Source organism: Prevotella sp. 885, from assembly GCF_002265625.1.
In the GTDB taxonomy this organism is placed as follows: Bacteria; Bacteroidota; Bacteroidia; order Bacteroidales; family Bacteroidaceae; genus Prevotella.
The window spans coordinates 15736-42101 of the sequence record NZ_NOVE01000027.1 but is presented as its reverse complement, the minus strand read 5'-3'; the positions used below and the strand labels follow the sequence as shown (position 1 = coordinate 42101).

Below are 26366 nucleotides of genomic sequence, written 5' to 3'. Positions count from 1 at the left end.
GGCATCACTCATGATATCGTTTGGAGGATGGGTGTCGAGAGCAACGCTCTCGTAAATCCCATTCGCCAAACGATATCATGAACCCGTAGGGTGTGCCAACAAAAGGCATGTGGATAAAGGTTTTTGTCAAAGCCCTGCCTAAATTGATTCCAACAAAAAAGGAGAATGGGCTGTGAGAGTTGTGTCTCTCATACAGCCCATTCTCCTTTTATTATAATATATCCTTTGTGATATTACTTCACAACCTTCTTGCCGTTAACGACGTAAACGCCCTGCGGGAGAACGTCGAACTCTGTGCCTACGTACACACCAGAGGTGGTGTAGATGCGGCCCTTTACGTTTGGCTTGTCAGCAGTAACACCGCTGATGCCAGTAGTAGCAGGAACAACAAGAACGTCGTCAAGGAAGTAACGCTTCTCGCCCTGGATGACGAGGCGAACCTTACCCTTACCCTTCAGAGTGGTCTTGAACTCAGTCCACTGGTTGTAGGTCATCGTGAATTCCTTCTGTCCGAGCTCGCCGTCACCCTCAACAGTGATGGTCAGCTTGGTGCCGTCAGAACCGTAAGGTGCACCCTTGAATGTCAAGACAGCGTCGTTAGCCTCGTCGAGGTTGATAAGCGGAGTCTTGATCTGTGCCTGGGTTGCTGATGTGTTACCAACACGAGCACACATGTAAGCACCCTTCATGAATGTGCCTTCCCAACCCGGAGTGCTGGGCAAGAACTCACCCATAGCGAACTTTTGAGCCAACTTCGGCGGGATGAAACCCTTCTCATCGTTACCACCAGTACCAGCGCAGCGGTCGAAGTTATCGCTGAGGAGAGTTCCCGCTACAATAGGACCACCATTGTTGTAGTTAGAGAACTTGAACGAAGCCACACCGTCCTCAACAGCCATATTGGTGATGCCGATGTTCATCTTATTGAAGCCATTGTTATCGTTGAAAGCCTCGCAATAAGGAGAAGTGGCGTTGGTAAGATTCTTCTTGCTACCCCAAGGCCAAGCGTCGCCTGACTCAGAGCTTGATGTGCGGTTATTATCGGCAGGTATCAGAACCATACGCTCGTGATCGTTCACGCCGCTAACGATACTGTTAGGACAGTTGCTTGACCATACATACGGAGAATAGTCGACGTGATTGATGAGGATACCGGGAGCTGCGATGGTAGCGTCCCATCCCTTCTGCTGACGGTTCTCTATGATGTAATACTCGTCGTTGTAGCTGGGGTTGTGATAGATGTAAGCATTGCCACCGTCAATGAGCGGCTTCATGTCAGTAACATCGCAGTCTTCATCGAGAACGATGGGGTCAATCCATCCTGCTGCGTAGCGCTCGTAAGCAGTGTAGCCGACAGGCTGGAAACCGTCACCGTTGTAGTTACCAGAACACATGAGGTCCCATGTTCCCATACCGTACTTGCCGCCGTAGTTGATATCGTAGAAGTCAGGATAGCCAAGGCAGTGAGAGAACTCGTGGCAGATGGTACCGATACCAGCCACATTGCCCTTGCTGTCCTTCAACTCATTGGAGCAAGCATATACGTAAACTGTAGTGCCGTCCTTGCCGAAAGCTGTGGGCTTGGAGAGCTGCGACTTGTGAGGCCAGACGGTATCTGTGCTACCACCAGTAGCCTGACCCTCACCAGCGTAGATTACGTAAACCTCTTCCACCTGACCGTCACCATCCCAGTCGTACTGCTGGAAGTTTACACCTGCGGCAGCTGCTGAAGCACAAGCGGCAGAAATCATACCCTGAGGATTGACGTCATAACGCTGGCCATTAATGTAATCATCCTTTCCGTATGTGGCATAAGGACCAAGTGTGTAAGGACCGACTACGTCGAAAGTGATGTTGAGCTTGCCAAGACTTTGTGCAGAGAAGTAGTCGCTGACAGAACCCTTGAAGTTGCCCTCGCTAAATCCCTTCTCGTTAGCAACGCGATTATAGAAAGCCTTCGGGTCTGACATAGAGAAACTCTGGTCGGAGAACTGAACGAGAATGATAAGACAACGCTTGTCGCCCTCATAATTGTTCATTGCACGACCCTTTGCCATTGCGCGGCGGGCATTCGTGACTGAAGCGCCAGCCTCCTTGCGAAGCTGAACAGCTGCCTGCTGAAGTGCAGGGAATTCAGCGGGAACGATGAAGTCGTCCTGCTGAACATAACGATTGCCATTGGCGTCCTGCCAATAGCTCAGAAACTCGTCGCCCTTGAGCTCCACCATAAGTGTGGTGCCGTTCTGAAGCTTGAGTTGCTTCCAGATGCCCTTCTTTGCAGGTACAGCAACAGCGCTGAGACCGGCAAGAGCACAGAAGCCGAGAGTAAGTAATCCTTTCTTCATTTTGTTATTTGTTTTGTAAAGTTGTCTAAAAATAATTTAAGAACTCTTTATGCCATCCTTTAGAACACGAAAAAGGAGAGAGGTGTTCTACCATAGGGCAGAACAACCTTGCTCTCCTTTTATACGTTTTATCTCAAAATGAGAATCAATGGCATAGTGCCTTTTCCTTTATTCAGATAATTATTACTTTCTGGTGAGGACGATGCCAGTTGTCTTACCCATATAACCTTTCAACGAGTTGTCACTCTTATCGTATACAGCATAAAGAATACCACCGTTAGGTTGGAAGGTTACAGTGTCAAAGTCTGAATTCCAGTTACCCATTAAAGGACTGGTGCTGCCAATATTGTCATTGGCAATCTTGATGTAACCAGTGAAGTCACCGAAGTTAAGGTCAGAAGCCAAATTGGTCTCACCAAGACAGTCAAATGCAACATAACCCTGACCAGAACCTTCATCGTAGTAGAAGTTGAGTCTTGCGCTACTTGTGGGAATTTCCAAGAGACCGCTCATATATAGGTAGTAACCATACTCGTAGTCGTAAGAGGGATTGTCACTGCCATCAGCAAGCTTCTTCTGGGGCTCAGTGATGGTCACATTCCAACTTACAGTTTTACCGTCATTGTCATAACCAGTGAGCTTCCACTTACCCTGAAGACGATCATACGGGTCCTTGTCGTTGTCCTTGATAGTAACGATACAGCTATTCTGAGCACCGATAGTAGCGCCCTTAGCCTCTACGATTTCGAACTCGAAAGTACGGTCATCGTTAATCTCCTTATCATCAACGGCTCTGTACTCTGCATAACCAGTTCCGTCAGAGATAGTGATGGTCTTGTCAGTTACGTAGTAGTGAACATCCTCCTTTGCAGGGTTGTTGCCAACTTCCTTAACTGCCAATGTAACATACACGTTGCCGTTGGTCTTGCCAGTAACCTTGATAGGCACTTTCACAGCTCCAGCACCTTCCTTAGCAGAGAATGTGGGGGTTTCCATCTCCACCACAACATCCTTGTTTGTGTTCTGCGTCTCTTTGTCATCGCTGCAAGAACCGAAGAAGGCAACAGCAGCTACGAGCAAAAATAACTTGAAGTATTTCATATTTGTTTAATTGCTAATAGTTATTAATGAACATTTATTAGTAGCCAGGATTCTGCTGACCCTTCAGGTTCGGGTTAGCGTCAAGCTCGGTCTTCGGGATAGGCCATGTGAAGCGATGGTCACCTGCGTCATAAGAGAGACCGCGTCCTGCCTTAACGACGAACTTGTTGAGTTCCGCGTTATCCTCGTGGTTGGCATTACGCTTGAAGCCAAGTCCGAGACGACGGAGGTCAGACCAACGCATACCCTCGCCGAGGAATTCCTTCTCACGCTCTGCATAGATGTCAGCGAGAAGCTCTGTTGTGTTGGTGTAGGTCTTAGCCTCATAACCGTCGATACGGTTGGCGCAGAACTCATTCAGACGTGAACCGGAAGCGCTGCCCGTACGAGCGTCAGCCTCGGCAGAGATAAGATACATTTCAGAGAGACGAAGCGGCTTCATCATATTGACGAAGTTGTTCTTCTCAGAAGTCTGCAATTCCGGGTTGCCAGGGTACTTGCTGAATACAAAAGCCTCGTAACCTGTTCCGTGGATGGTCAGATTATCGTAAATAGTGAAGAATGCTTCGAAGCGAACGTCACCGTCACCATAGAGGCTAAGAGTGCCGTATGTCGGGATGTACCAAGCAGATGTCTGGTTGTCGCTGAGGAACACACCACCGATAGATCCACCAAGCTCAGATGGAGCTTTCATGATAGGACGGAAGATAGCCTCTGTGCAATCATCTTTTGACCACATTTCTGCATAGTTACGAAGGTTAGCGAGAGTGTAGTTACCGTTGTTGATAACGTCCTCAGCCTTTGCCTTAGCTGTATTCCAGTCAGCAGTGAGAAGAGCCACACGAGCCTGAAGAGCCTCTACTGCGAAGCTTGAAAGATAAGCTGCGTTAGGCTGAAGGAGGTCCTGAACGTCCTTGTTGTCTGTAGCCTCATAAGCCTTGAGAGCTGTGTAAGCCTCAGAAAGGTCCTTATTGATGAAGTCGAATGTCTCCTTCAATGTAGAACGGCTCGGGTACTTTGTTATGTCGCTGGTAGGAGAGAATGTAGTAACGATGGGCAGACCAGAAGCCTGTGCCTCAGGACCAGCCTTGATCTGTGTATAAGGCTGGCAGAAGTGGTCAGCAAGCCAGAGGTACATGTAAGCACGTGTGAACTTTGCCTCACCCTTATAGCGCTCTATCTGCTGCTTTTCACTATCAGTAACACCAGGCTTTGCAGCGAACTCATCACACTTAGCGAGGATGGCGTTGCAAGTAGCGATAGCGGAATATGAGCCTGACCAGAAGCTGGTGATGTCGCCGTCGCTCGGCATGATAGAACCCTTAGAGAACATACCAATCTGGTTACCGTTCGAGATAAGACCGTCGAAGTGGTCCATCTGAATGTCAGTGGTATAAACCCATGAACCAGAGGTAACACTGCGGAGATTTCCGTAAAGTTGAATACGGAAAGCGCTAAGGTCCTTGATTGTCTCGATTGCGGTGGTCTCGTCGAGTGCGCCATACGGGGCCTTGTCCATGTCGCATGACGTAAAGGTCAACGCTCCGAGAAGCATCAATGATAAATATATCTTCTTCATTATTGTATCCTTTTTTTAATTTGAATGAAATTAGAATGTCAGCTCTGCACCGAACATGAACTGGCGAGTATTAGGATAGTTGAACTGAACCACGTTGATATCTGGCTCCGGATCGTATCCCTCGAATGAAGTAATGGTGAAGAGGTTTCGTGCGATACCGAATACCTTCACACCCTTGATGTAGCGAGTAGGAGCAAGCCACTTCTTCGGCAGGTCATACTGCACAGTAAGGGTCTTCATACGGAGAAACGAAGCGTTCTGAATCATCTTGTCGTCGAACTGAATGTCATATCCGTAAGCGGGGATGTCTGTCACCTGACCCGGTTTGGTCCAGATATTGAGCATCTCTACGCGCTGGTTCCATGTGGTAGCGAAGTTAGCGTTCTGGATGAAGTAGTCGTCGTTCTGCATCATCCACTTGTCAGCTGCCCATGCGAAGTCAGCGATAACGCTCAAGCCCTTCCATGTGAAGTTTGTGCCGAAACCACCAATCCAAGGTGCATAGCGGTTCTTGCCTGTAAATACGGCGTCGCGCTCCTCGTTGAAGATCTTAGTGATGTTGCCATCCTTGTCAAGCCACTGGGGTTCACCAGTACGGGGGTCAACACCTGCGTTACGTACAGAATAGAACTCACCGTAAGCGTGTCCGATCTTGAGGTTAAGACCTGTGTTAGCGAGCAGATACTCGTCACGACCCTGGAACAGCTCTGTAATCTTGTTCTTGTTGTAGCCTACGTTAGCAGTGAATGTCCAGTTGATATCCTTTGTAGCGATAAGCTGTACAGTAGCGGAAACCTCGAAACCAGTGTTAGTCATACCACCGATGTTACCAGCTCCTGAACTCAAACCAGTTGTGTATGAGTAAGGAATAGACATAAGCATATCGCTTGTCTTGTTGCGGTAGAAGTTGAAGTCAAGATCAAGACGACGGAAGAGGCTCATGTTAAGACCTACGTTGAACTTGCTAACGGTCTCCCATGTAAGCTGGTAGTTAGAAGCCTGTGCGATGCCGATAGAGGTATGACCGTTGTACATGCCACCCAGGCCGTAAAGACCGAAGTAACCGTATGTGCTGGCACCAGCGTCGTTACCGGTAGTACCGTAGTTGACACTCAGAGTAAGGTTGTCAAGCCACTTGACGGGAGCGAGGAAGCTTTCCTTCTTAGCATTCCACTTAGCACCTGCTGACCAGAATGTACCCCAACGATGATCGGGAGCGAACTTAGAGCTACCGTCGCGACGGAGTGAACCGTAAACGAAGTACTTCTCCTTGAAGTTATACTCTACGTTACCGAAGATAGAGTTAGCGACTGCCTCTGAACGTGAGTCACCCATATCAGCGGGGTCTGCCTTTGTACCAGCAGAGAGAAGCATGATGCGATCGTCAGTCTGACCAGTTGTGTAAGCGCTGAATGAGCGTGAACGCTGGATGCGTGTCTCCTCACCGACGAGGAGGTTTACGTAGTGCTGTCCAAAGTTGTGCTTCCACTCACCAGTGTGAGTAAGAGTGTATGCATAGTAGCGTGAGAAGCCGTCAGCGAGCGAACCAGACTGGCTTTCGATAATCTGACCCATAGGAGTAACCATTTCCTCGTGAGGAATGTTACCTGTCTCAGATGTTGAGTCGTAACCATAGAGTGACTGCTGAGCTGTGAAGGTAAGACCCTCCATCGGAGTGAACACCTCATTGATACCGATGTTGAGAGTTACCTGCTCACCGTCCTGCTTACGATACTTATCGAAGAATTCAGGTGTAGGCATGTCAGTGTAGAGCAAGCCGTAAGCCTTGCCGTCCTTTACGATATTGCCATTCTCGTCATAGTGATAGAAGTAAGGAGCATCGAAAGGCATTGCCTGACGAGCGAATACGAGCGGGTTGGCAGAATAGATACCAGATGAGCTGTTCTGCTCACGGTTAACGACGTAGCGCTGGTCACCGAAGTTAGAGTTGAAACCAACCTTGAAGAAACGGTTCAGACGAGCGTTGATACGTGCTGCGAGAGTGTTACGCTGCATACCAGAGCTCTGGATAAGACCCTCCTGCTCGTGGTGGTTGAATGAAAGATAGTAGTTAACTGAGTTACCACCACCCTGCATTGTAGCGTTGATGTCCGATGTAGGAGCCGAGCTTGAGAGCATCTCGTCACGCCAGTTAGTGTTGATGTGCTGAGCAGCCTTGCGGATAGCATCGCTCACGGGCTGACCGATGATGTCGCGGAACTTAACATACTGCTGTGAGCTCATCATGGTAACACCGTCAGAAGTCGGTGTAGAAATACCATACTGAGCCTTTACAACTACCTGTGCTGACTCGTTGTACTTACCATTACGTGATGTAATAACGATTACACCGTTGGCAGCACGCGAACCATAGATGGCTGTAGAAGCGGCGTCCTTGAGGACGGTAATGTTAGCAATGTCAGACGGGTTAAGAGTCTGGAAGAAGCTTGAGCTGATAGGAGCACCGTCGAGGATGAACAAAGGCTCGTTAGAAGAGTTCATCGAGTTAACACCACGCAGACGGATGCTTGCTGCTGCAGACGGGTCACCGCTTGAGGTCAAAACCGAAAGACCAGACACCTGACCTGCAAGAGCGTCGGTAAAGTTAGGAGTAGCGACAGTCTTCATCTTCTCACCGCTCACTGTAGAAACGGCGCCGACAACCGATCCGAGCTTCTTGGCCGAACCGTAACCGGTGATGATGACGTTCTCGAGCATGTGGCTGTCAGCATCGAGGATGACGGTCATCTTCGCAGATGCCTTCACCTTCTTAGTTGTCATACCAATGTAAGAGAACTCCAATTCTGCATTGGCGTTCTTCAGTTCAAGTGAGAAGTTACCGTCGATGTCAGTGATTGTACCGACTGCGTTGTTACCAACAACCTTGACAGTCGCGCCCATGATGGGTTCGCCGTCTTCAGAAGAGGTGACCGTACCAGTAACTCTTGTCTGTGCCATCGCCAGTCCTATACTTAGGAAAAGGCAGGCAAGAAAGGTCATGAGTCTTTTTTTCATAGAATCTCTCTCTTAATTAATGAAAATAATATTAATGTTTATTTTTGTTTCTGATTCAGCCAAACTACGGCATAAACGCATCACACCCTTTAGGCGCGATGTCGTCGGTCGTCATTGTGTGATTTGTCCAGCGAGTTGCGATTTACGCATTATCCTGAGTAGTTATTATTTTGTGTCTTTAATGATCCTTCATTTATTCACATCTTTTACGAAACCGTGCAAAATGTTATACAATTTGAATATTGTTTTGCAAATTTAGATGTTTTTTAGAAGTTGGCAAAATATTTACATATAAAAAATTAGCTGTGTTGTCATTTTTCTTCTAAATCGTATGAATATGAATAATTTTTACTGAATTTTGCAATTATTCTTCTCTATTTGTATATAAACTGTAGTTTTTAGTTTGTTAACGTTCACAATATGTTGTGTGCCCACACCAACAAATAGCATCAGTATTGTAAGGAATAACTTTGTCACAAAACACACCCTCATTAGTCGATAATTCGCTTCCGGTCAACAATAAAATGCGGCATTTATTTTGTGTTCTGACGTTTTTAATGTATTTTTGCAAAAAATAGAGATTTACCGCTAATGTATACACTAATCATACTAACACCTTAATATATATACATCAGTACTGTCTCAGAAAATCTAAAGTTATGCAAACAAGATGTCACTTGTCAGTTCTCGCCCTTAAGCAGGCAGAGAAGTATGGAGAGCGCGAAGCCTTCACGTATAAGGATTTCGGCGGTTCGGTGTGGAAGACCATGAGCTATAGCCGCTTCGCCACTCTTGTGAAGGAGGCCAGCAATGCCCTCCTCAATCTCGGAGCTAAGCCTCAGGACGCCATCGGCGTGTTCTCGCAGAACTGCATCCAATACCTCATCACCGACTTCGGTGCCTACGGCGTGCGTGTCATGTCCGTACCGTTCTACGCGACCTCTTCCGAGCAGCAGATACAATATATGATTAACGATGCGCAGATTCGCTTCCTCTTTGTCGGCGAGCAGGAGCAGTACGACAAGGCACACCGCATATTCCCGCTCTGCCATTCGCTGGAGCGTATCATCGTCTTCGACCGCAGCGTGCGCATCAGCTCGCACGACCCTGCAGCCCTCTACTTTGACGACTTCCTTAAGCTCGGTCAGGGACTGCCGCGCCAGACAGAAGTGGAGGCGCTTTACAAGCAAGCCAACAATGAAGATATATGCAACATCCTCTACACGTCCGGCACAACCGGCGAGTCGAAGGGCGTGGTGCTGACATACGGACAGTATGACGCAGCCTTGATAGCCAATGACGAGGCTGTACCCATTCGCGACAAGGACCGCATCATACAGTTCCTGCCCGTTACGCACATCTTCGAGCGAGGATGGTCATACCTCTGCTTCTCGGAAGGATCGCACATCATCATCAATACCGACCCGCACGAGATACAGCAGTCAATGCGTGAGACCCATCCCACCTGCATGTCGTCAGTGCCACGCTTCTGGGAGAAAGTTTATCAGGCAGTGAAGGACAAGATTGACCGTTCGAGCTCCATGCAGCAGAAGCTCTTCCGCCACGCCCTTGAGGTGTGCCGCCGCTACAACATAGACTGCAAGAGCCAGGGCCGCCGCCCGTCTCCGATATTAGCGATGGAATACAAGCTCATGGACAAGCTTGTCCTTCGTCTCGTCCGCAAGCAGATTGGCCTTGAGAACTCACACATCTTCCCGACAGCAGGAGCCACGGTTTCGCCGGAGGTGGAACGCTTCGTTCATTCTGTAGGCATCAATATGGTTGTGGGCTACGGTCTGACAGAGAGTCTTGCCACCGTATCGTGCGACCGCGACAATATGCCTTACACCATCGGATCAGTGGGACGCCCCATCAAGGGCATCGAGGTTAAGATCGACGACAACGACGAGATTCTGCTCAAGGGTCCGACCATCACACGTGGCTACTACAAACGCGACGCTGCAAACGCAGCCGCCTTCACCGAGGACGGATTCTTCCGCACGGGCGATGCCGGCTACATGAAGAACGGCGAGCTGTTCCTCACGGACCGCATCAAGGACCTCTTCAAGACCAGCAACGGCAAGTATATCGCTCCGCAGATGATTGAGTCGCTCGTCCTTGTGGATAAGTTCGTTGACCAGATAGCCATCATCGCCAACGAGCGCAAGTTTGTTTCGGCACTCATCGTACCGGAGTTCCGTTTGCTCGAAGACTGGGCGAAGGACAACGGCGTAGAAGTGGAATCAAGAGAGCAGCTTTGCCAGAATCCGAAGATAATAAAGATGATGACAGAGCGCATCCACACACTGCAGCAGCAGCTTGCTCCCTACGAGCAGATAAAGCGCTTCACGCTCATTGCACACCACTTCTCTATGGAGAGCGGCGAGCTTACCAACACGCTCAAGATTCGCCGACCCGTAATCTACAAGAACTTCAAGGAAGTGATTGACAAGATGTATGAGTGTTAGGCGGCATTCTGCCGCAATTAGGAATTAGGAGTTAGGAATTAGGAATTGATAGATAATTCAAAAATCAAAACTCAGAAATGATAACAGCCGATCAGCTAAAGGATGTGATGGAGCGCACTGAAGCACTCCATCATTATCTTAATATCGACAAGAAACGCGTGGAGTTCGAGGAAGAACAGCTCCGCACACAGGCTCCAGACTTCTGGGAAGACCAGAAGTACGCAGAGGAGCAGATGAAGAAAGTGAAGACGCTCGAGAAATGGATAAAGGGATACGAGAACGTGAAGCGTCTTGCAGACGAACTGCAGCTCGCTTTCGACTTCCATAAGGACGAACTCGTCACGGAAGAAGAGGTAGACGACGATTACGCCAAGGCTGTGAGCGCCATCGAAGACCTCGAGCTTATGAATATGCTCCGACAGAAGGAGGACCCCATGGACTGCGTCATGAAAATCAATTCAGGTGCCGGCGGCACGGAGAGCCAGGACTGGGCGCAGATGCTCATGCGTATGTATATGCGCTGGGCGGAGGCTCACGGATATAAGGTGACCATCAGCAACATTCAGGAAGGCGACGAGGCTGGCATCAAGAGCGTCACCATGGAGATAGAGGGCGGCGAGTATGCCTACGGATTCCTCAAGAGCGAGAACGGCGTACACCGTCTCGTCCGCGTATCGCCATTCAATGCCCAGGGCAAGCGAATGACTTCCTTCGCTTCCGTATTCGTATCGCCACTCGTAGACGACACCATCGAAGTGTACGTCGATCCGTCCAAGGTGTCGTGGGACCTCTTCCGTTCAGGAGGAGCCGGTGGTCAGAACGTCAACAAGGTGGAGACTGGCGTACGACTCCGTTATCAGTATGTCGACCCCGACACTGGCGAGGAGGAGGAAATCCTCATCGAGAACACGGAGAGCCGCAAGCAGCTCGAAAACCGTAACAACGCCATGCGACTCCTCAAATCACAACTCTACGACCGCGCCATGAAGAAACGTCTTGAGGCGCAGGCTAAGATTGAGGCAGGCAAGAAGAAGATTGAATGGGGCAGCCAGATACGCTCCTACGTCTTTGACGACCGCCGCGTAAAGGACCACCGCACCAACTATCAGACCACAGACGTGGACGCTGTGATGGACGGCAAGATTGACGGATTCATAAAGGCATACCTCATGGAATTCCCGACAGTGGAAGACGCATAAGTCAGATATGTAAAAATCAAATCTTAAAAATCATACAACTATGAGCCAGCAAAGCAAAATCAAGCGTGAGAAATACGCTAAGGAACAGGAGAAGAAGGGAAAGAAAGTCGTGGAAAGCATTTTCTGGTTGCTCGTCCTCGGAGGAGCGGCTTTCGCCATCTGGACCTGCATGAACGCATAACAAAAAATGCAAGTAAACAAATAAAACATTAGGTAAGAAAATGAGCGGATTTGAAATAGAACGTAAATTCCTCATTCGGGAAGGCGGCAACTATAAGGATGCCGCCTTTTCGTGTAGTCGGATAAAGCAGGGATATATGCCCTGCGAAACAGCCACCGTACGTGTCCGCACCCGCGACGACAGCGCATGGCTGACCATCAAGAGCCACAGCGACGCAGCCGGACTCTCGCGCTACGAGTTTGAGAAAGAGATAACCATCGACGAAGCCGAGCACCTCTACCAGCTCTGCCGCGGAGGAGTGATCGACAAGAAACGATGGCTGGTGAAGAGTGCGGACGGACGACACACCTTCGAGATTGACGAGTTCTTCGGCGACAACGAGGGACTGACAGTTGCGGAGGTGGAGCTTGGCGCGGAGGACGAAACCTTCCAGCGTCCCGACTTCCTCGGCGAGGAGGTGACGGGCGACCGCCGCTACTATAATTCAGAACTTATAAAATCGCCATACAGTACATGGGCTCATAAAAAACAAAAGTAAGAAGATTATGGATAATAACACAACACCGGTGCTTCTGCTCACAGGATATCTTGGAAGCGGAAAGACAACACTCCTCAACCGTATACTTGCCAACAAGCAAGGCATCAAGTTCGCCGTCATCGTCAATGACATCGGCGAAGTGAACATCGACGCCACACTCATCGAGAAGGGTGGCATTGTGGGAGAGCAGGACGACAATCTCGTGGCTCTTCAGAACGGATGCATCTGCTGCACACTGAAGATGGACCTCGTACAGCAGCTCAGCGACATCGTGTCGCAGCAGCGCTTCGACTATATTGTCATCGAAGCAAGCGGCATCTGCGAGCCGGCTCCAATCGCACAGACCATCAGCGCCTATCCGCGCATCTATCCCAACCTCGCCACTAAAAGCATTGCCAAGCTCGACTCCATCGTCACCGTCGTTGACGCTCTGCGCCTCAAGGACGAGTTTGCCGGCGGCGACGACCTCACAAAGGACAACATCGGTGAGGAAGACCTCGCCAGCCTCGTAATCCAACAGGTGGAGTTCTGCAACAAGATTCTCCTCAACAAGGCTTCGGAGGTCACTCCCGAAGAGCTTGCCCGCATAAAGGCTATACTGCGCGAGCTTCAGCCGCACGCAGACATCATCACATGCGACTATTGCGACGTCAATCTTGACAAGCTGCTCAATACCGACGAATTCAACTTCCAGAAGGTTGCCACATCAGCAAGATGGATTGAGGGCATCGAAAGCCAAGAAGAGGAGGAGGAAGAACATCACCACCACCATCATCATGACCACGACGATGACCACGAGGAGCATGACCACGAGGAAGGACATTGCCACCACCATCACCATCACGGACTGGAGAACGAGGAAGAGGGCGAAGCTCTCGAATACGGCATCGGCACCTTCGTCTATAAGCGCCGCCGTCCGCTGGACATGAACAAGTTCGACTACGTTGTCACAAAGAAATGGCCTAAGAGCGTCATCCGCTGCAAGGGTCTCTGCTACTTCAAGGGCGAGGAGAACATCTGCTACGTATTCGAGCAGGCTGGCAAGCAGATAGAGATGCGCAACGCCGGACAGTGGTATGCCACAATGCCAGAGGAAGAGCTTCGCGAGATGATGAAGCAGAATCCGGGACTGGCACGCGACTGGGACGACACTTACGGCGACCGCATGCAGAAGATTGTATTCATCGGACAGAACATGAACCGTGAGGAGATAGAGAAAGACCTCGACTTCTGCCTCACCGACTAACATACACGAATAAAGACATTACATATATATAAGGTAACCAGATGAGACTCATCATTCGCATCACACGGACCACCATATCCTTCACGGCGCCCAACACCGTAATAGAGGGACAGACCGACTTCGAGCAGTACAGCATGAAGACGGGCATCTCCGTGGCTGCAAACATGAGGCAGGCGCTTGCCGACTGCCGACTGCTGCAGGTCCACACCTCGCCTACACAGAACGGACAGACCATGCCGTCGCAGTATCATCCCGTGTTCAGTCAGGTAAGGGTCTACGTCGATACGCCGCTCCTCCTCATACCCGCGGAGGAGTTCGACGCTGACGCCGCTCCCCTACTCTATCATCACGTCAACACCACCTGCGAGAACGACGACGTCGACACCGTACAGATCCCTGCCGCCAATGCCGTGGCAGCCTTCGCCGTGGGCAAGGACCTACGTTTCGTGCTCACGGAGCGTTTCCTGCACGTCGAGTTCCTCCATCTGCTCGGTCCCGTCATCACAGAGTTCAGCCGCTTCGCCTCGGGAGGATTCCAGGAGAAGATGTTCTGCTACTTCCACGACCGCCGCGTCGACATCTTCTCGTTCCGCAAGGGTCGTCTGCGCATAAGCACCTCCTTCGAGATCTCCACAACCGAAGATTCAGCCTACTACATCCTCAACACATGGCAACAGTTGGGCATGCGCAAGACGGACGTACTCTGTCTGTCGGGCAACATCACCGGACACGAGGCGCTGCTCAACATGCTGAAGCAGTTCGTGCGAAACATCAAGCACGTCAACATCTGATTACACATTATAATATATATATAGAAAAAAAGAACTATATGCGAATAATAACAGGAATATACAAGGGGCGCCACTTCGACATCCCGCGATCCTTCAAGGCACGACCCACCACCGACTTCGCCAAGGAGAACATATTCAACGTCATCGGCGGATACGTCGACCTTGACGGTGCCAACGCCCTCGACCTCTTTGCAGGCACGGGCAGCATATCGCTCGAGATGCTGTCGCGCGGTTGCTCGCCGGTGATAAGCGTGGAGGCAGACCGCGACCACGCCTCGTTCATCCGCGAGTGTATGAAGAAGATATCTGCCGACCGCGACAACATCCTCATCCGCGGCGACGTCTTCCGTTTCATCCGCACCTGCAAGCAGCAGTTCGACCTCATCTTCGCCGACCCACCCTACGCTCTCCCCGAGCTGCCGACCATCCCTAATCTCATCCTCGAAAAGAAGATGCTCAAGCCTGGTGGTCTCCTGGTCTTCGAGCATGGCAAGAAGAACGACTTCAGCTCCGTCCCCGGCTTCATCGAGCACAGAGCATACGGCAGCGTCAACTTCTCGCTGTTCAGAACACCAGAGGAGGAATGAGGAATTAGGAATTACGAGTTAGGAATTAGGAGTTAGGAATTGCTCTTGGCTTCGCCTACGATTTTAAATTTTACAGTAGCGGAGGTCTATGGTCTCCGCAGCATACAATCATACTAATACAATAAATATTTATAATGAGTATTAGGCTTGGTGCTGCGGAGGCCAGAGACCTCCGCTACTTGTTTATCCATATCTCCTTTTTTATATTCTTCATAAACTAATTCGTTGATTTAATTTGTTGTTTTGCTGAGATTTATGTAATTTTGCCGTCGTTACAAGCTAATCACAAAAAAATCAATATAGTTATATGAAGAAAATCATCGCAATGCTCTCATTGGCTCTTGCTGCAAGCACCACATTCGCAGTGCCCGCAAAGCAGGCCAAGAAGACACTGACGCTCGCTGACGGCACACAGGTTGTGGCAACACAGATGGGCGACGAGTACATGAACTGGTGGCAGGCCGACAACGGCATGCGCTACGTGGAAAGCCAGGACAAGGAAGGCGTTTACGAAGCTGCCAATATGGACGTAATGGCTGCTCATGCCCAGATGCGCCGCGCCATCATCGGCGAGAAGCGTGCCAAGCGCCTCAACTCTGTAGTTAAGCCCGTCAATATGTCATTCTCAAGCGGACAGCAGAGAGTACAGATCGGCGACGAGCACATCACTTACACAGGCAAGAAGAAGGGCATCATCATACTCGTACAGTTCCCCAACCAGAAGTTTGAGACTGGTCATGACAACGCATACTATAAGATGGTGGCTAACGAGAAGGGACTCACTCACGAGGACGGATACGTAGGATCTGTCACCGACTACTTCCTCTCACAGAGCAACGGTCAGTTCGAGCTCGACTTCGACATCGCAGGTCCGTACACACTCTCACATACCTCATCATACTACGGCAAGAACGACGGCGCTAACATCGACACAAAGGTGGGATATATGATTCAGGAAGGCTGTGACGCTGCCGTGGAAGACGGATTCAACTTCAACGACTACGACTGGGACGGCGACGGATATGCAGACCAGGTGTTCGTGCTCTACGCCGGTCTCGGCGAGGCTTCAGGCGGCGATGCCAAGACTGTATGGCCCCACGAATATCAGATCAGATGGACATGCGTGGGCAAGGTGCTCAACTATTCTGACCAGGGCAAGGGCAAGGTGGACACATACGCTTGCGCCAACGAGATGGAGCGTGTCATCAACAATGCAACCGGCACATACACCAACGAGCTCAAGCTCGCTGGTATCGGAACCATCTGCCACGAGTTCTCACACTGCCTCGGATTCGCCGATATGTACGACACCAGCTCTAACGGCGGCAACTACGGTATGGGCTTCTACGACGTAATGAGCGCCGGTTCATACAACGGCGGCGGCTTCACTCCATGTAACTACACCGCTTACGAGCGTATCTACGCAGGATGGACAGAGCCTATCGTCCTCGACGAGCCGGCTACCATCAAAGCCATGCAGAGCTCTGAGGACTATGGACGTCCCTTCATCCTCTATAACGACAAGCATCCAGACGAGTTCTACACCCTCGAGAACCGTCAGAAGAAGGGTTGGGACGCTGAGCTCTACGGCAGCGGTCTTATGATCACACACGTCGACTATGACCAGACCAAGTGGGGCATCAATCAGGTTAACGCTTCTGCATCTGACCACCAGCGCTGCACCATCTTCCATGCTGACAACGACGCTGACGGAACAGTACTGGAGAGCATCAAGAACGACCTCTATCCTTACATGTCAGGCGGCGTACCTCTCAACGACGAGCTTACTGACGACTCACGTCCTGCTGCAAAGCTCTACAACAAGAACGCGGACGGCACAAAGTATATGGGCAAGCCTATCACTGCCATCAAGAAGAACGTCAACGGCACCATCTCATTTGACGTTATGGGCGGCAACGAGGACAACATCCTCGACAACACCACATCAGAGACTGCCATCAAGGACATCAAGGCTGACACACGCAAGGCTGACAACCGCGTATACAGCATCGACGGACGCTACCTCGGTGACGACATCAACGCTCTCGGCAAGGGTCTCTACATCGTAGGCGGCAAGAAGGAGCTTAAGACTAAGTAATAAAGCCAAGGCATCATCACGTTAAGATGCTTTAAAGACCTATAAAGACAAAAAGAAGTCGGAAACAAAAGGGAGAGCATTCCCTAATGTTTCCGACTTTTTTATGCTCATAATTATAATAAAATCACTATCTTTGCGTCAGCTCACGCTATTGTAATGGCCATTAAATTAATGGCGGTTAAATTAAAATACACTTTTACTTATGAAGTTTTACGACAGAGAAAAAGAACTGCAGATATTACGACGCAATTGGGAGAAGAGCGAACAGAAGTCGTTCTTCACTGTGATGATGGGCAGACGGCGTATCGGCAAGACAGCCTTGTTGCTGCGTACCCAGAAAGAGCAGCGTATGCTTTATCTGTATGTATCGAAGGACAATGAGCATGTGCTTGTAGAGAAGTTTCAGCGTATGGCGGCAGAAGCTCTCGGACTGCAGATATATGGTCGTATGGAATCGTTCGCACAGTTTTTCGAGACATTGATGCAGTACGGTCGCGACAATCACTTCACTCTTGTGCTTGACGAGTTTCAGAATTTGCTGAAGGTCAATCCTGCCATTCCCAGCCACATACAGGATATATGGGACCGTTATCATACGTCCACTCACGTGAATCTTATAGCCTGCGGCAGCATCTTCAGCATGATGCACAAGATTTTCGATAACGACGACGAGCCGCTTTACGGTCGCAAGGACTGTGAGATACGGTTGCGTCCGTTCCGCATTGCTGTCATAAAGGAGATATTGCGCGACTACAATCCTGACTACACATCAGAGGACTTGCTGTGTCTGTATATGCTCACCGGTGGTGTGGCAAAGTATATTGGTCAGTTGATGGATGCAGGAGCGACCACCAAGGACCAGATGCTCGAATGGGTGACAGCCACGGGCAGCCCCTTCCTCAGCGAAGGCATAGAGCTGATAATGGCAGAGTTTGGCAGAGACTATTCCAATTATCTCAGCATACTGCAGCTGATTGCAGGAGGCATGACCGTGCAGAATCAGATAGACAATATCATCGGCAAGAATACCGGCACGTACCTGAAGAATCTCCATGAGGACTACAACTACATAAACCGTCTGCTGCCGATGTTCAGCAAGCCTGGCAACCGAAATATCCGCTGGACTATGGACGACTGCTTCTTCCGTTTCTGGTTTCGCTTCATACTGCCCAACCAGAACATCATAGAGATGGAGCGAAACGACCTGTTGCTCGAAATCGTACAGCGCGACTATTGTGACTATACCGGCTTGGTGCTTGAGCAGTACTTCCGTCAGCGCATAGCAGAGGAGGAACGCGTAACGGCAGTCGGCAATTATTGGGATCGTCAAGGCAACAACGAGATAGACCTCATCGCCCTAAACGACATAGACCGTACGGCTCTTGTGGCTGAGGTGAAGCGCAATCCAGAGAGATATAAGGAGCATGTCCTGAAAGAAAAGTTCGAGACCATACGCCGCGAATTTGCCAAATACAAAGAGGTGAAACTCATCGGGCTGTCAATGAAGGATATGTAGCCCACGACTCTATGTTCCTTCTGTCTGCCGAGAAGTTTATTCCGACCTTATATATCTTCCTGCCATCCCCGGCAAAGGCTGCGGCGTAATCCTTCTTGTTGATTGGAAGAATTTCGGAAAGATTGTTGAAGAATAATAGAAGCCTCTTCTGCCTTTCCAGATAGCCAGTATAAGGGTGGTGAAGAGGCTTTATGGTTTGGTTGAGGTCGGTAGATGCCATAAAAAGACTACGAAAACGGCTCTCTGATTCTCTAAAATCAATTTTTATTTTGTAACAACATTTTACCGCTTGTGCGATATTTGCATTTTGCTGAAATGCCGTTTGGATTAAACTGCATAATATCGGTTTATCTTGTCAATATCGTGGCTTAAACGGTAAAATATGTGGATTGAATAAAAAAATACAAATATTCGTCTATCTTATATGCTGCGTTTTTTGTTAGAAAAACCCCTTGTTATGTCGTTTATTTTCCATATATTTGCAAAACATTAATGGGTGAATAAAAGCTCAAAGACTTAATCAAGTGTAATATTTGTAATGTAATAACGTATGAAAAAATATAATGTCATTCTTTTGTCTGCTTTCATCTCTCTTGCCGTCTGCGGTAATGTGCCTGCATCAGCCATGAGCATGCCGGACAAGTATACGGAGTATCAGGAGTTGCGACAGACTCAGGGTGAGAGCGTAGCCACGTATGACGCACTCCTTGCCGCCTACAATGAAAGCGAACGACTGATTAACAGCATTGATTCCACCTCCTCGCAGTTCCACAGCTGCAAGGCGCGTCTGCTTGAGATGTTTCCGCGCCTCGAAGATGCTGTCTACTTCTATGCCGGACGAAACAATCAGCCGATGACCGTAAAGTTTGCCAAGGCGTACGTCGATCTTTCGCTCATTTACGCTTTCGCACACGACAACATCACGGCGCGTGAGAACTATCCGCTTATCACCATCTTCGTGGCCACCAAGCTTTTCAATCAGAAGGCATACGCGGATGCCCTCGCATATTATCGCGCCTATCTCTCTACGTCAGACACGCAGCACCGCAAGGAGGCGTTCGAGAATCTAACCTTCTCGTATTATTCTCTCAAAAACTATAACGATGCCATCTTCATTGCCTCGCAGGCGCTGAAGCTCTATCCTACAGACTGGACGCTTGTAGCAGCCGGACTGCAGGCGGCAGGATATGCCGGCGATGACGCCAAGCTACAGCACTTCCTCGACATTGCCTTCCGCATACGCCCCAACGACGAGTCGCTGCTCCTCAATCAGGCACGACTCTATCAGCGTCAGCGCAACTATAAGAACGCCGTCGGCACATACGAGAAGCTTTACAGCACCCATCCCAATGACATCAACGTAGCTTGCGGCCTTGCCTTCAACAACTATAACGCCGGCGTGACCATCGTGCGTGACGCCCGTGCCATGAAGAACAAGAAGGACGGCGAGAGGGCAGAGCTTGAGGCACGGCGCTATTTCACGGCTGCCGCCCCAATACTCGAAGACCTTCTCGAAGCCAATCCCTACGCCACCAACATAGCCCGTGCGCGTGCTTTCTGCTACAGCATGCTCGGTGACGGCGGCAAGTTGCAGCAAGCCAACACCACGCTGGCTGCCATGAAGACAGCCACCGTGCAGAAGGGAGCGGTGCCCGTGCTCGAGACTTTCTTCAAGCCCACCACCGAAGTGAGCCATGTGGAGGTGGCTGAAGCTGAACCGGCATTCGTGTCGGACATCGACATCGATGTCCCGGTCAACAACATCTCGCGCCCCAACACTTACGCCATTGTCTTCGGCAATGAGAATTATGACAGCTTCTCGGACGTTGACTATGCCGCCAACGACGCCACCTCGTTTGCCAACTACTGCAACAAGGTGCTCGGTCTGCCCAAGGACAACATACGCATCCGCAAGAACGCCACATTCTCACAGATGAAGGAGCAGATCAATTATCTGGAGAAGAAAGCCAAGATGAATCCCGGCGAACTGGACTTCATCATCTATTATGCCGGACATGGCATCCCGGACGTAGCCACCAATGAGGCTTATCTCCTGCCTTGCGACGCTTCAGGCACAGACTTCGAGTTCTGCTATCAGCTGAGCAAGCTCTATGCACAGCTCGACGGCATGAACATCCGACGCGCCACCGTCTTCCTCGACGCCTGCTTCAGCGGCGGAACCGGAAAGGGCGACATGCTCTTCAAGGAGCGTTACGTGTATGTGAAGCCCAAGGAGGCTGAGACTAAGGCCAAGACCATCGTCTTCAGCGCAGCATCGGGAGAACAGACCGCCATGCAGTATGCCGACCAGCATCATGGCTACTTCACTTACTTCCTACTCAAGAACCTCAAAGCCACGAAGGGCGACATCACTCTTGCTGACCTTGCCGCGAAGGTGACGAAGCAGGTGTCGAACATGGCGCTCGACAAGAACAACAAGATGCAGACACCGAAGCTCAACACGCCGTCGGCGCTTGGCGACAAATGGAAGACCATGACGCTGCTCAAGTAGCGGACATAAACCGTACAAATAAAAGACAGGACTGATTATGCGAAAACAGATATTTACGATTCTTCTCCTTGCCGTATGTTCTCTGCTACATGCCCAGAAGACCGTAACGGTGGAAGCCTCTGCCACGTTTGAGGCTCCGCTCACCATGTCGCCCATAGAGGCTGAGTATGAGACCGTACGCCGTGCACAGTCGGAGGCTATAGCCCGCGAGTTCGGCACCATCGTGACGCAGCAGAGCCAGAACTATATGCGCGAGAACCAGACCGTCTCTTACGATGACTTCTTCTCCTACGGCGAGACCGACGTGCGCGGCATCTGGATAGAGACGGTGGGCGACACCATCTGGAGTCCGACGCGGCGCTCCGGCGGAAGCATCGTCTACGGAGTGAGGCTGAAGGGCAAGATACGCGAGATAGTGTCCACCCCTCCCGACGTAAGCTACACGTTCATGTATAACGGCACCGACCCAAAGAAGAACTCCCTGCGCAACCACTCGTTCTATGAAGGCGACCAGCTCTTCTTCCGATTCGTCTCGCCCGTGGACGGATATCTCGCCCTCTACCTCGTCGACCATAACAACGAGATGACCACACAGCGCCTGCTCCCTTACCCCGACCAGTCGGATGGCGCTTACCCCGTCAAGGCAGACTCCGCCTACACCTTCTTCTCGCTGCCCGATGCCGAGCCGTATGTCAGAGACAACGTCATAGAGCTGATGTTGGGATGCGCTTCCGAGCATGACTACAATCAGTTTTACGTCATCTTCTCGCCGCATCCCTTCACGCGTGCCGTGGACCGCCGCACAGCCGATACAGACTCGCGCCAGCTGCCGCCGTCCACCGACTATAAGACCTTCCAGCGCTGGCTGTCGAAGTGTCGGCGTCATGATGCGGACATGTTCGTGGAGAAGCTTCTCGTGGACATCATAAAGCCGGATGGCAGCAGTTTGTGAAACTAACCTATACTTATATTATATATTGCGATATGATAACATTCAGACCACTTCTCATCGCTGCAGCCCTCGTAAGCATCGAGGCGTCTGCGCAGAGCCGTGTAGAGATAGCCAAGAATCTCACGTACCGTCAGAGCAACACGCCGCAGGGTATGGACAACTATCTCTTCTCCACATATTACTTTAACGGCAAGAACACGTACAATCTGAAGAACTTCGAGATGAGTTCGGCTTCCGGTCAGGTGGTGAGCCTCAAGGTCAATCCTGCCGGAGCTTCATACGCCGTGCTCTCTGCCGACAAGAAGCATTCGTACCTGAACGTCTACGACATCACGAGCGTTAAGCATGTGATCCATTCCTTCGACCGCTCGCTCGACGCACGTGCCATCTGCTATTCTGCGGACAGTAAGACGCTGCTCGTAGCCGACGGCGGCGGCACGCTCCACTTCTTCTCCACGCGCGACTATGCATCTTCCGCCGCCGACGTAAGCCTTGGCTTCGTGCCCTCACAGCTCGTGGCAAGCAGCAACGGATATTATGTGGCAGCCGTGACGGAGGGTGAGGTGGTGATATTCAATCTTGAGAACCGCACGGTGCGCACCCGTCTGCAGGCAGGAGGAAAGGTGGACGCCGTGGCTTTCTCAGACGATGCCTCCAACCTCGGCATTCTGGCTTCGGGAAAGCTCGGCGTGTATAACACCATCGACTTCCGTCAGGAGCACAGTGTGGACAATCTTGCCGGTGCCACCTCCTTCACGTTCCATCCCGACGGCAAGTACGTGGGAGTGGCGCATGGCAGCGGTCGCATCACATTCCATAACGTCTTCGATCCTGTAGACCAGGCAGAGATAACGGAGCCGCGAGGCGGTGTCACCGACGTCAAGTTCGTAAACGACGCCAAGCATCAGCTCTATCTCTCGTACAATGCGGAAAAGGCGGTATGCTATAAGGTGATAACAGGCTTCAAGCCCAACTACGGACGTGAAATGCGCGACGAGCTTAACCGCCGTATGATGGAATGGTGTAAGCGCGGCGAGAACGAGACCGACGAGGAGTATGGCAAGCGTGTGAACGAGGAGACGAAGAAACGGCAGAAGCGCGTTTTCGCCAATGAGATATCCACGAGTCTTGCAGGCGACATCATCTCGCACACCACGGTGACGCTCGGACGATACAACACGTCAAACGGTACGCTTGAGCTTAACATGGGCGAAATGCCCGCCATCTATCTGAAGGTGCCGCAGAACGAGATTCCCGACTTCGCCGATATGACCAACGTAGAGTTTTATGACGTGAAGTACGGACTGACAGCCAACGACTCTTTTGAGGTGATATATGCCAAGGTGCGCAATAAGGCGTCTGGCAAGGAGTATGTCTTCGACAATCTGGAGCGACAGTCGCTCGACTTCCTCGCCACCGACGACAGCTTCGTGTCGCTGGAGCTCATCCAGCTTGCCAACCGTGAAGACATCGCCCTGCAGCGTATCAAGCAGGACGTGGTGGAGCAGGCGAAGAGCGACAGGCTCATCTCTGACCATACCAACATCAACGTGAACGCCACCGTGGTGTCTGACGTAAACGCCAACGGAGAGCGCATCAACAACTACCGCGTGGAATTCGATTATTCTGTGGACGCGCAGTATTCTGCCAAGGAAGACTTCGCGCCGGGCAAGTATCGCATAGAGGAATCGAATGCTGCCAAGTCTACTCTCGACATCGTCACCAAGGCATTCGCTCAAGACTTCGCACAGTATATCGTGCCGGGCAAGAAGGTGGTGGTGAGCATCACTGGAGCTGCCGACGCCATCCCCGTGGTGGGCACCATCGGATACGACGGATGTTACGGCGACTTCAACAACGAGCCTTACTGGCTGGACGGCAATCTCAGCAACATCACCGTTACGCGAACGGGTGGCATCCGCACCAACGAGCAGCTCGCCTTTATGCGTGCTCAGGCTGTGGGCGCTTACCTGAAGGAACATCTGAAGAGCATGTCTGCCATGCAGGTGGAGCCGCGTTACAACATAGTCCTCTCTGATGGCAAGGGCAGCAAGTATCGCCGAATAAAGGTTTGCTTCACATTCGTGGATGCAATGAAATAATGATAATCAAATACAATTTAAAAAAATAACAATATGAAGAAGTCTATATTAATGTTTGCCCTTTGCTTGTCTGGAATGGCAGCGATGGCACAGTCTACGCGTACCATCAAGGGCGCTGTTGTTGATAAGGACGGCAATCCTTTGCCGGGAGCTACGGTTGAGGCCACCAATGGTGCAGAGAGCGCAGTTGTGGATGCCGACGGAACGTTCACCCTTGAAGTGCCCCGTTGGCTCAATACGGCTACGGCGAAGTATGCCGGTATGAAGAATAAGAAGATGAAGGTGCAGGACGGCGACATGATTTTCCGTATGAAGCCTAAGCAGGACCGCACGTGGATGATAAACGGTGTCGGTGGATATATAGGTGGTGGAGACCTTGACGGAACCATTGTTTTTGGAGCGATGGGTGCTTATCTTAATGATTGGGGCGGCTATCTGAAGTTGCTGTTCTGTGTGAACGAAGACTTTGCTGAACGTCCTGCGGTACCGACTGTTACTGCCGGTGTAACAAAGCGGTTGACCGATTTTATGTATGCTTATGCTGGTGCTGGTTATACGTCGGTGAATTATGATGAATATGAGTATGGTCCATCGTATGGTCCATATTCTTGTGATGGCGCAGCTTTTGATGTTGGTGTTATCTTCCGACCTTACAAGCATTTGTCTGTCAATGTCGGCTTTACTTGTAACACTGACTTAGAGGATTGTACCAACTATATTGGACAGCTTGGTGTCGGTTATATATTCTAATATTCAAGACTATGAAGAAGATATTATTAATGTTTGCCCTTTGCTTGTCCGGAATGGCAGCGATGGCACAGTCTACACGCACCATCAAGGGCGCTGTTGTTGATAAGGACGGCAATCCTCTGCCGGGAGCTACGGTTGAGGCCACCAACGGTGCAGAGAGCACAGTTGTGGATGCCGACGGAACGTTCAGTATGGAAGTGCCGCGTTGGCTCAATACAGCTACGGCGAAGTATGCCGGCATGTATAATAAGAAGATGAAGGTGCAGGCAGGAGACATGATTTTCCGTATGACACCGAAAAAGGAGCGTGTGTGGATGGTGAATGCCATTGGCGGATACGGTATGGGCGGAAATCTTGACGGTGGCTTCACCTTCGGTGCTATGGGCGCCAACCTTGGTAAGTGGGGTGGTTACTTGAAGTTGTTGTTCTGCGTGGATGATAACTTTAATGATATGTTAGGTGTTCCGACCGTAACCGCTGGTGTTACGAAAAGCGTGTTTGATTTTATGCACGTTTATGCTGGTGCAGGTTATTCTCCCGTTAATGTTTCTGAAGGTTGGACTTATTACGACGAAGACTGGACAAACGGATCAAGTGGTGCTGCCTTTGATTTAGGCTTCATCTTCCTTCCCGTAAGACACATGTCCGTAAATCTTGGCTACACCTTGGCTTATGACTTTGACGGAGGTTACAACTCGTTCGTACAGCTTGGTGTCGGCTATACATTTTAACTAAAAAAACGATGATCATGAAACAGAGATTTTTTGATTTGCTCCTCATCATTGCTGTGTTGTTTGGAGCAACAGCTACTGCCAATGCGCAGTCGAAAGAACTGGAGAAGAATGTGAAGAAGACTGTGAAGGAATGGAAAAAGGACGGATGGTCAATGCTTGCATCGTCCACCACCATGGAGTATGCTCTTCTGAAATACCGCACATACATCGAGGCTGATGAGGATAACCACGTGGAGATAACAGGCGTGGCTGTAAGCAGCAATCCTAAGATTGGTCGTGAGAGTGCCGTGATGAACGGCATTACCAACTATGCCAGCCGGGCAAAGGCTCAGGTGATCGGTAAGATGAAGAGTGTGATGTCGTCTGACGAGAGCACGATGTCGGAGGACGAGATTGACAAGTTCGGCGCTGCCTACGAGGTGGGTGTCAACTCGAAGCTCTCCGGTATGGTGAAGGTACACTTCGTAACCGTCCGTGAGAAGAACGGCAAGAAGGAGTTTACGGCTTATATGTCTCTTGACGAGACCATAGCGCGTAAGGCACGTGAGGCTGCAGCTCGCGAGGCAAAGAAGAAGGCTGCCCTCGAAAACCTTTCACAGGAGGTGGAAGACTTTATCGGACAGCCGGTTCCGGCAGAATAACAGAATAACGA

General features: G+C 50.5%; 20 protein-coding genes. 15 read left to right on the top strand and 5 right to left on the bottom strand.

Annotation, left to right across the window (positions count from 1 at the left end):
- Positions 1-233: 233 nt before the first annotated feature.
- The 4 genes from CHL74_RS09145 to CHL74_RS09130 all read right to left on the bottom strand — a co-directional run bounded on the left by CHL74_RS09145 (position 234) and on the right by CHL74_RS09130 (position 8040).
- Complete coding sequence (locus tag CHL74_RS09145) at positions 234-2345, bottom strand: M6 family metalloprotease domain-containing protein (protein WP_094880858.1); 2112 nt, start codon at positions 2343-2345, stop codon at positions 234-236.
- A 183-nt stretch (positions 2346-2528) separates the two neighbouring features.
- A complete protein-coding gene (locus CHL74_RS09140) occupies positions 2529-3446 on the bottom strand; it encodes a Calx-beta domain-containing protein (RefSeq protein ID WP_094880857.1) in 918 nt (305 codons plus the stop codon).
- A gap of 37 nt (positions 3447-3483) precedes the next feature.
- Positions 3484-5025: a RagB/SusD family nutrient uptake outer membrane protein gene (locus tag CHL74_RS09135; RefSeq protein WP_094880856.1), complete on the bottom strand. Its 1542-nt coding sequence runs from the start codon at positions 5023-5025 to the stop codon at positions 3484-3486.
- A gap of 30 nt (positions 5026-5055) precedes the next feature.
- Positions 5056-8040: a SusC/RagA family TonB-linked outer membrane protein gene (locus CHL74_RS09130; RefSeq protein WP_094880855.1), complete on the bottom strand. Its 2985-nt coding sequence runs from the start codon at positions 8038-8040 to the stop codon at positions 5056-5058.
- A 659-nt stretch (positions 8041-8699) separates the two neighbouring features.
- Here CHL74_RS09130 and CHL74_RS09125 point away from each other — a divergent pair.
- The 9 genes from CHL74_RS09125 to CHL74_RS09090 all read left to right on the top strand — a co-directional run bounded on the left by CHL74_RS09125 (position 8700) and on the right by CHL74_RS09090 (position 18664).
- Positions 8700-10508, top strand: coding sequence for an AMP-dependent synthetase/ligase (locus CHL74_RS09125; protein ID WP_094880854.1), 1809 nt, complete (start codon positions 8700-8702; stop codon positions 10506-10508).
- Positions 10509-10585: 77 nt separating this feature from the next.
- The gene (prfB, locus tag CHL74_RS09120; RefSeq protein WP_094880853.1) at positions 10586-11707 is read left to right on the top strand and encodes a peptide chain release factor 2; all 1122 of its coding nucleotides are present in this window, start codon (positions 10586-10588) and stop codon (positions 11705-11707) included.
- Positions 11708-11747: 40 nt separating this feature from the next.
- Positions 11748-11888: a hypothetical protein gene (locus tag CHL74_RS15800; protein ID WP_176452212.1), complete on the top strand. Its 141-nt coding sequence runs from the start codon at positions 11748-11750 to the stop codon at positions 11886-11888.
- Between the two features lie 40 nt (positions 11889-11928).
- Positions 11929-12426: a CYTH domain-containing protein gene (locus CHL74_RS09115; protein WP_094880852.1), complete on the top strand. Its 498-nt coding sequence runs from the start codon at positions 11929-11931 to the stop codon at positions 12424-12426.
- A 7-nt stretch (positions 12427-12433) separates the two neighbouring features.
- Entirely contained in the window at positions 12434-13672 is a 1239-nt protein-coding gene (locus CHL74_RS09110) for a CobW family GTP-binding protein (RefSeq protein ID WP_094880851.1), read from the top strand.
- A 41-nt stretch (positions 13673-13713) separates the two neighbouring features.
- Positions 13714-14463, top strand: coding sequence for a DUF3822 family protein (locus CHL74_RS09105; RefSeq protein WP_094880850.1), 750 nt, complete (start codon positions 13714-13716; stop codon positions 14461-14463).
- Between the two features lie 38 nt (positions 14464-14501).
- On the top strand, positions 14502-15050 hold the full coding sequence (rsmD, locus tag CHL74_RS09100; protein WP_094880849.1) for a 16S rRNA (guanine(966)-N(2))-methyltransferase RsmD: 549 nt from the start codon (positions 14502-14504) through the stop codon (positions 15048-15050).
- A 307-nt stretch (positions 15051-15357) separates the two neighbouring features.
- Positions 15358-17148 carry a M6 family metalloprotease domain-containing protein gene (locus tag CHL74_RS09095; RefSeq protein ID WP_094880848.1) on the top strand — a complete coding sequence of 597 codons (1791 nt, stop codon included), beginning with the start codon at positions 15358-15360 and terminating at the stop codon, positions 17146-17148.
- 202 nt (positions 17149-17350) lie between these two features.
- Positions 17351-18664 (top strand): ATP-binding protein, encoded by a 1314-nt coding sequence (locus CHL74_RS09090; protein WP_094880847.1) that lies wholly within the window; start codon positions 17351-17353, stop codon positions 18662-18664.
- Here CHL74_RS09090 and CHL74_RS09085 read toward each other — a convergent pair.
- Positions 18636-18884, bottom strand: coding sequence for a hypothetical protein (locus tag CHL74_RS09085; protein ID WP_094880846.1), 249 nt, complete (start codon positions 18882-18884; stop codon positions 18636-18638). The genes CHL74_RS09090 and CHL74_RS09085 overlap by 29 nt on opposite strands.
- Before the next feature lie 330 nt (positions 18885-19214).
- Here CHL74_RS09085 and CHL74_RS09080 point away from each other — a divergent pair, with 330 nt between their 5' ends.
- The 6 genes from CHL74_RS09080 to CHL74_RS09055 are packed head-to-tail and all read left to right on the top strand — an operon-like array spanning position 19215 to position 26355.
- A complete protein-coding gene (locus CHL74_RS09080) occupies positions 19215-21176 on the top strand; it encodes a caspase family protein (RefSeq protein WP_094880845.1) in 1962 nt (653 codons plus the stop codon).
- Positions 21177-21213: 37 nt separating this feature from the next.
- Positions 21214-22128 carry a hypothetical protein gene (locus CHL74_RS09075; protein ID WP_094880844.1) on the top strand — a complete coding sequence of 305 codons (915 nt, stop codon included), beginning with the start codon at positions 21214-21216 and terminating at the stop codon, positions 22126-22128.
- A 32-nt stretch (positions 22129-22160) separates the two neighbouring features.
- Positions 22161-24230, top strand: a complete 2070-nt coding sequence (locus CHL74_RS09070; RefSeq protein WP_094880843.1) for a WD40 repeat domain-containing protein — start codon at positions 22161-22163, stop codon at positions 24228-24230.
- A gap of 33 nt (positions 24231-24263) precedes the next feature.
- Positions 24264-24980 carry a carboxypeptidase regulatory-like domain-containing protein gene (locus tag CHL74_RS09065; protein ID WP_094880842.1) on the top strand — a complete coding sequence of 239 codons (717 nt, stop codon included), beginning with the start codon at positions 24264-24266 and terminating at the stop codon, positions 24978-24980.
- A gap of 11 nt (positions 24981-24991) precedes the next feature.
- Entirely contained in the window at positions 24992-25711 is a 720-nt protein-coding gene (locus CHL74_RS09060) for a carboxypeptidase-like regulatory domain-containing protein (protein WP_094880841.1), read from the top strand.
- Between the two features lie 17 nt (positions 25712-25728).
- The gene (locus CHL74_RS09055; RefSeq protein ID WP_094880860.1) at positions 25729-26355 is read left to right on the top strand and encodes a hypothetical protein; all 627 of its coding nucleotides are present in this window, start codon (positions 25729-25731) and stop codon (positions 26353-26355) included.
- Positions 26356-26366 lie beyond the last annotated feature (11 nt).

What these genes read in the sequence shown, in the direction of transcription:
- CHL74_RS09145 (WP_094880858.1), bottom strand. Translation starts at nt 2,345, where the DNA reads ATGAAGAAAGGATTACTTACTCTCGGCTTCTGTGCTCTTGCCGGTCTC.
- CHL74_RS09140 (WP_094880857.1), bottom strand. Translation starts at nt 3,446, where the DNA reads ATGAAATACTTCAAGTTATTTTTGCTCGTAGCTGCTGTTGCCTTCTTC.
- CHL74_RS09135 (WP_094880856.1), bottom strand. Translation starts at nt 5,025, where the DNA reads ATGAAGAAGATATATTTATCATTGATGCTTCTCGGAGCGTTGACCTTT.
- CHL74_RS09130 (WP_094880855.1), bottom strand. Translation starts at nt 8,040, where the DNA reads ATGAAAAAAAGACTCATGACCTTTCTTGCCTGCCTTTTCCTAAGTATA.
- CHL74_RS09125 (WP_094880854.1), top strand. Translation starts at nt 8,700, where the DNA reads ATGCAAACAAGATGTCACTTGTCAGTTCTCGCCCTTAAGCAGGCAGAG.
- prfB (WP_094880853.1), top strand. Translation starts at nt 10,586, where the DNA reads ATGATAACAGCCGATCAGCTAAAGGATGTGATGGAGCGCACTGAAGCA.
- CHL74_RS15800 (WP_176452212.1), top strand. Translation starts at nt 11,748, where the DNA reads ATGAGCCAGCAAAGCAAAATCAAGCGTGAGAAATACGCTAAGGAACAG.
- CHL74_RS09115 (WP_094880852.1), top strand. Translation starts at nt 11,929, where the DNA reads ATGAGCGGATTTGAAATAGAACGTAAATTCCTCATTCGGGAAGGCGGC.
- CHL74_RS09110 (WP_094880851.1), top strand. Translation starts at nt 12,434, where the DNA reads ATGGATAATAACACAACACCGGTGCTTCTGCTCACAGGATATCTTGGA.
- CHL74_RS09105 (WP_094880850.1), top strand. Translation starts at nt 13,714, where the DNA reads ATGAGACTCATCATTCGCATCACACGGACCACCATATCCTTCACGGCG.
- rsmD (WP_094880849.1), top strand. Translation starts at nt 14,502, where the DNA reads ATGCGAATAATAACAGGAATATACAAGGGGCGCCACTTCGACATCCCG.
- CHL74_RS09095 (WP_094880848.1), top strand. Translation starts at nt 15,358, where the DNA reads ATGAAGAAAATCATCGCAATGCTCTCATTGGCTCTTGCTGCAAGCACC.
- CHL74_RS09090 (WP_094880847.1), top strand. Translation starts at nt 17,351, where the DNA reads ATGAAGTTTTACGACAGAGAAAAAGAACTGCAGATATTACGACGCAAT.
- CHL74_RS09085 (WP_094880846.1), bottom strand. Translation starts at nt 18,884, where the DNA reads ATGGCATCTACCGACCTCAACCAAACCATAAAGCCTCTTCACCACCCT.
- CHL74_RS09080 (WP_094880845.1), top strand. Translation starts at nt 19,215, where the DNA reads ATGAAAAAATATAATGTCATTCTTTTGTCTGCTTTCATCTCTCTTGCC.
- CHL74_RS09075 (WP_094880844.1), top strand. Translation starts at nt 21,214, where the DNA reads ATGCGAAAACAGATATTTACGATTCTTCTCCTTGCCGTATGTTCTCTG.
- CHL74_RS09070 (WP_094880843.1), top strand. Translation starts at nt 22,161, where the DNA reads ATGATAACATTCAGACCACTTCTCATCGCTGCAGCCCTCGTAAGCATC.
- CHL74_RS09065 (WP_094880842.1), top strand. Translation starts at nt 24,264, where the DNA reads ATGAAGAAGTCTATATTAATGTTTGCCCTTTGCTTGTCTGGAATGGCA.
- CHL74_RS09060 (WP_094880841.1), top strand. Translation starts at nt 24,992, where the DNA reads ATGAAGAAGATATTATTAATGTTTGCCCTTTGCTTGTCCGGAATGGCA.
- CHL74_RS09055 (WP_094880860.1), top strand. Translation starts at nt 25,729, where the DNA reads ATGAAACAGAGATTTTTTGATTTGCTCCTCATCATTGCTGTGTTGTTT.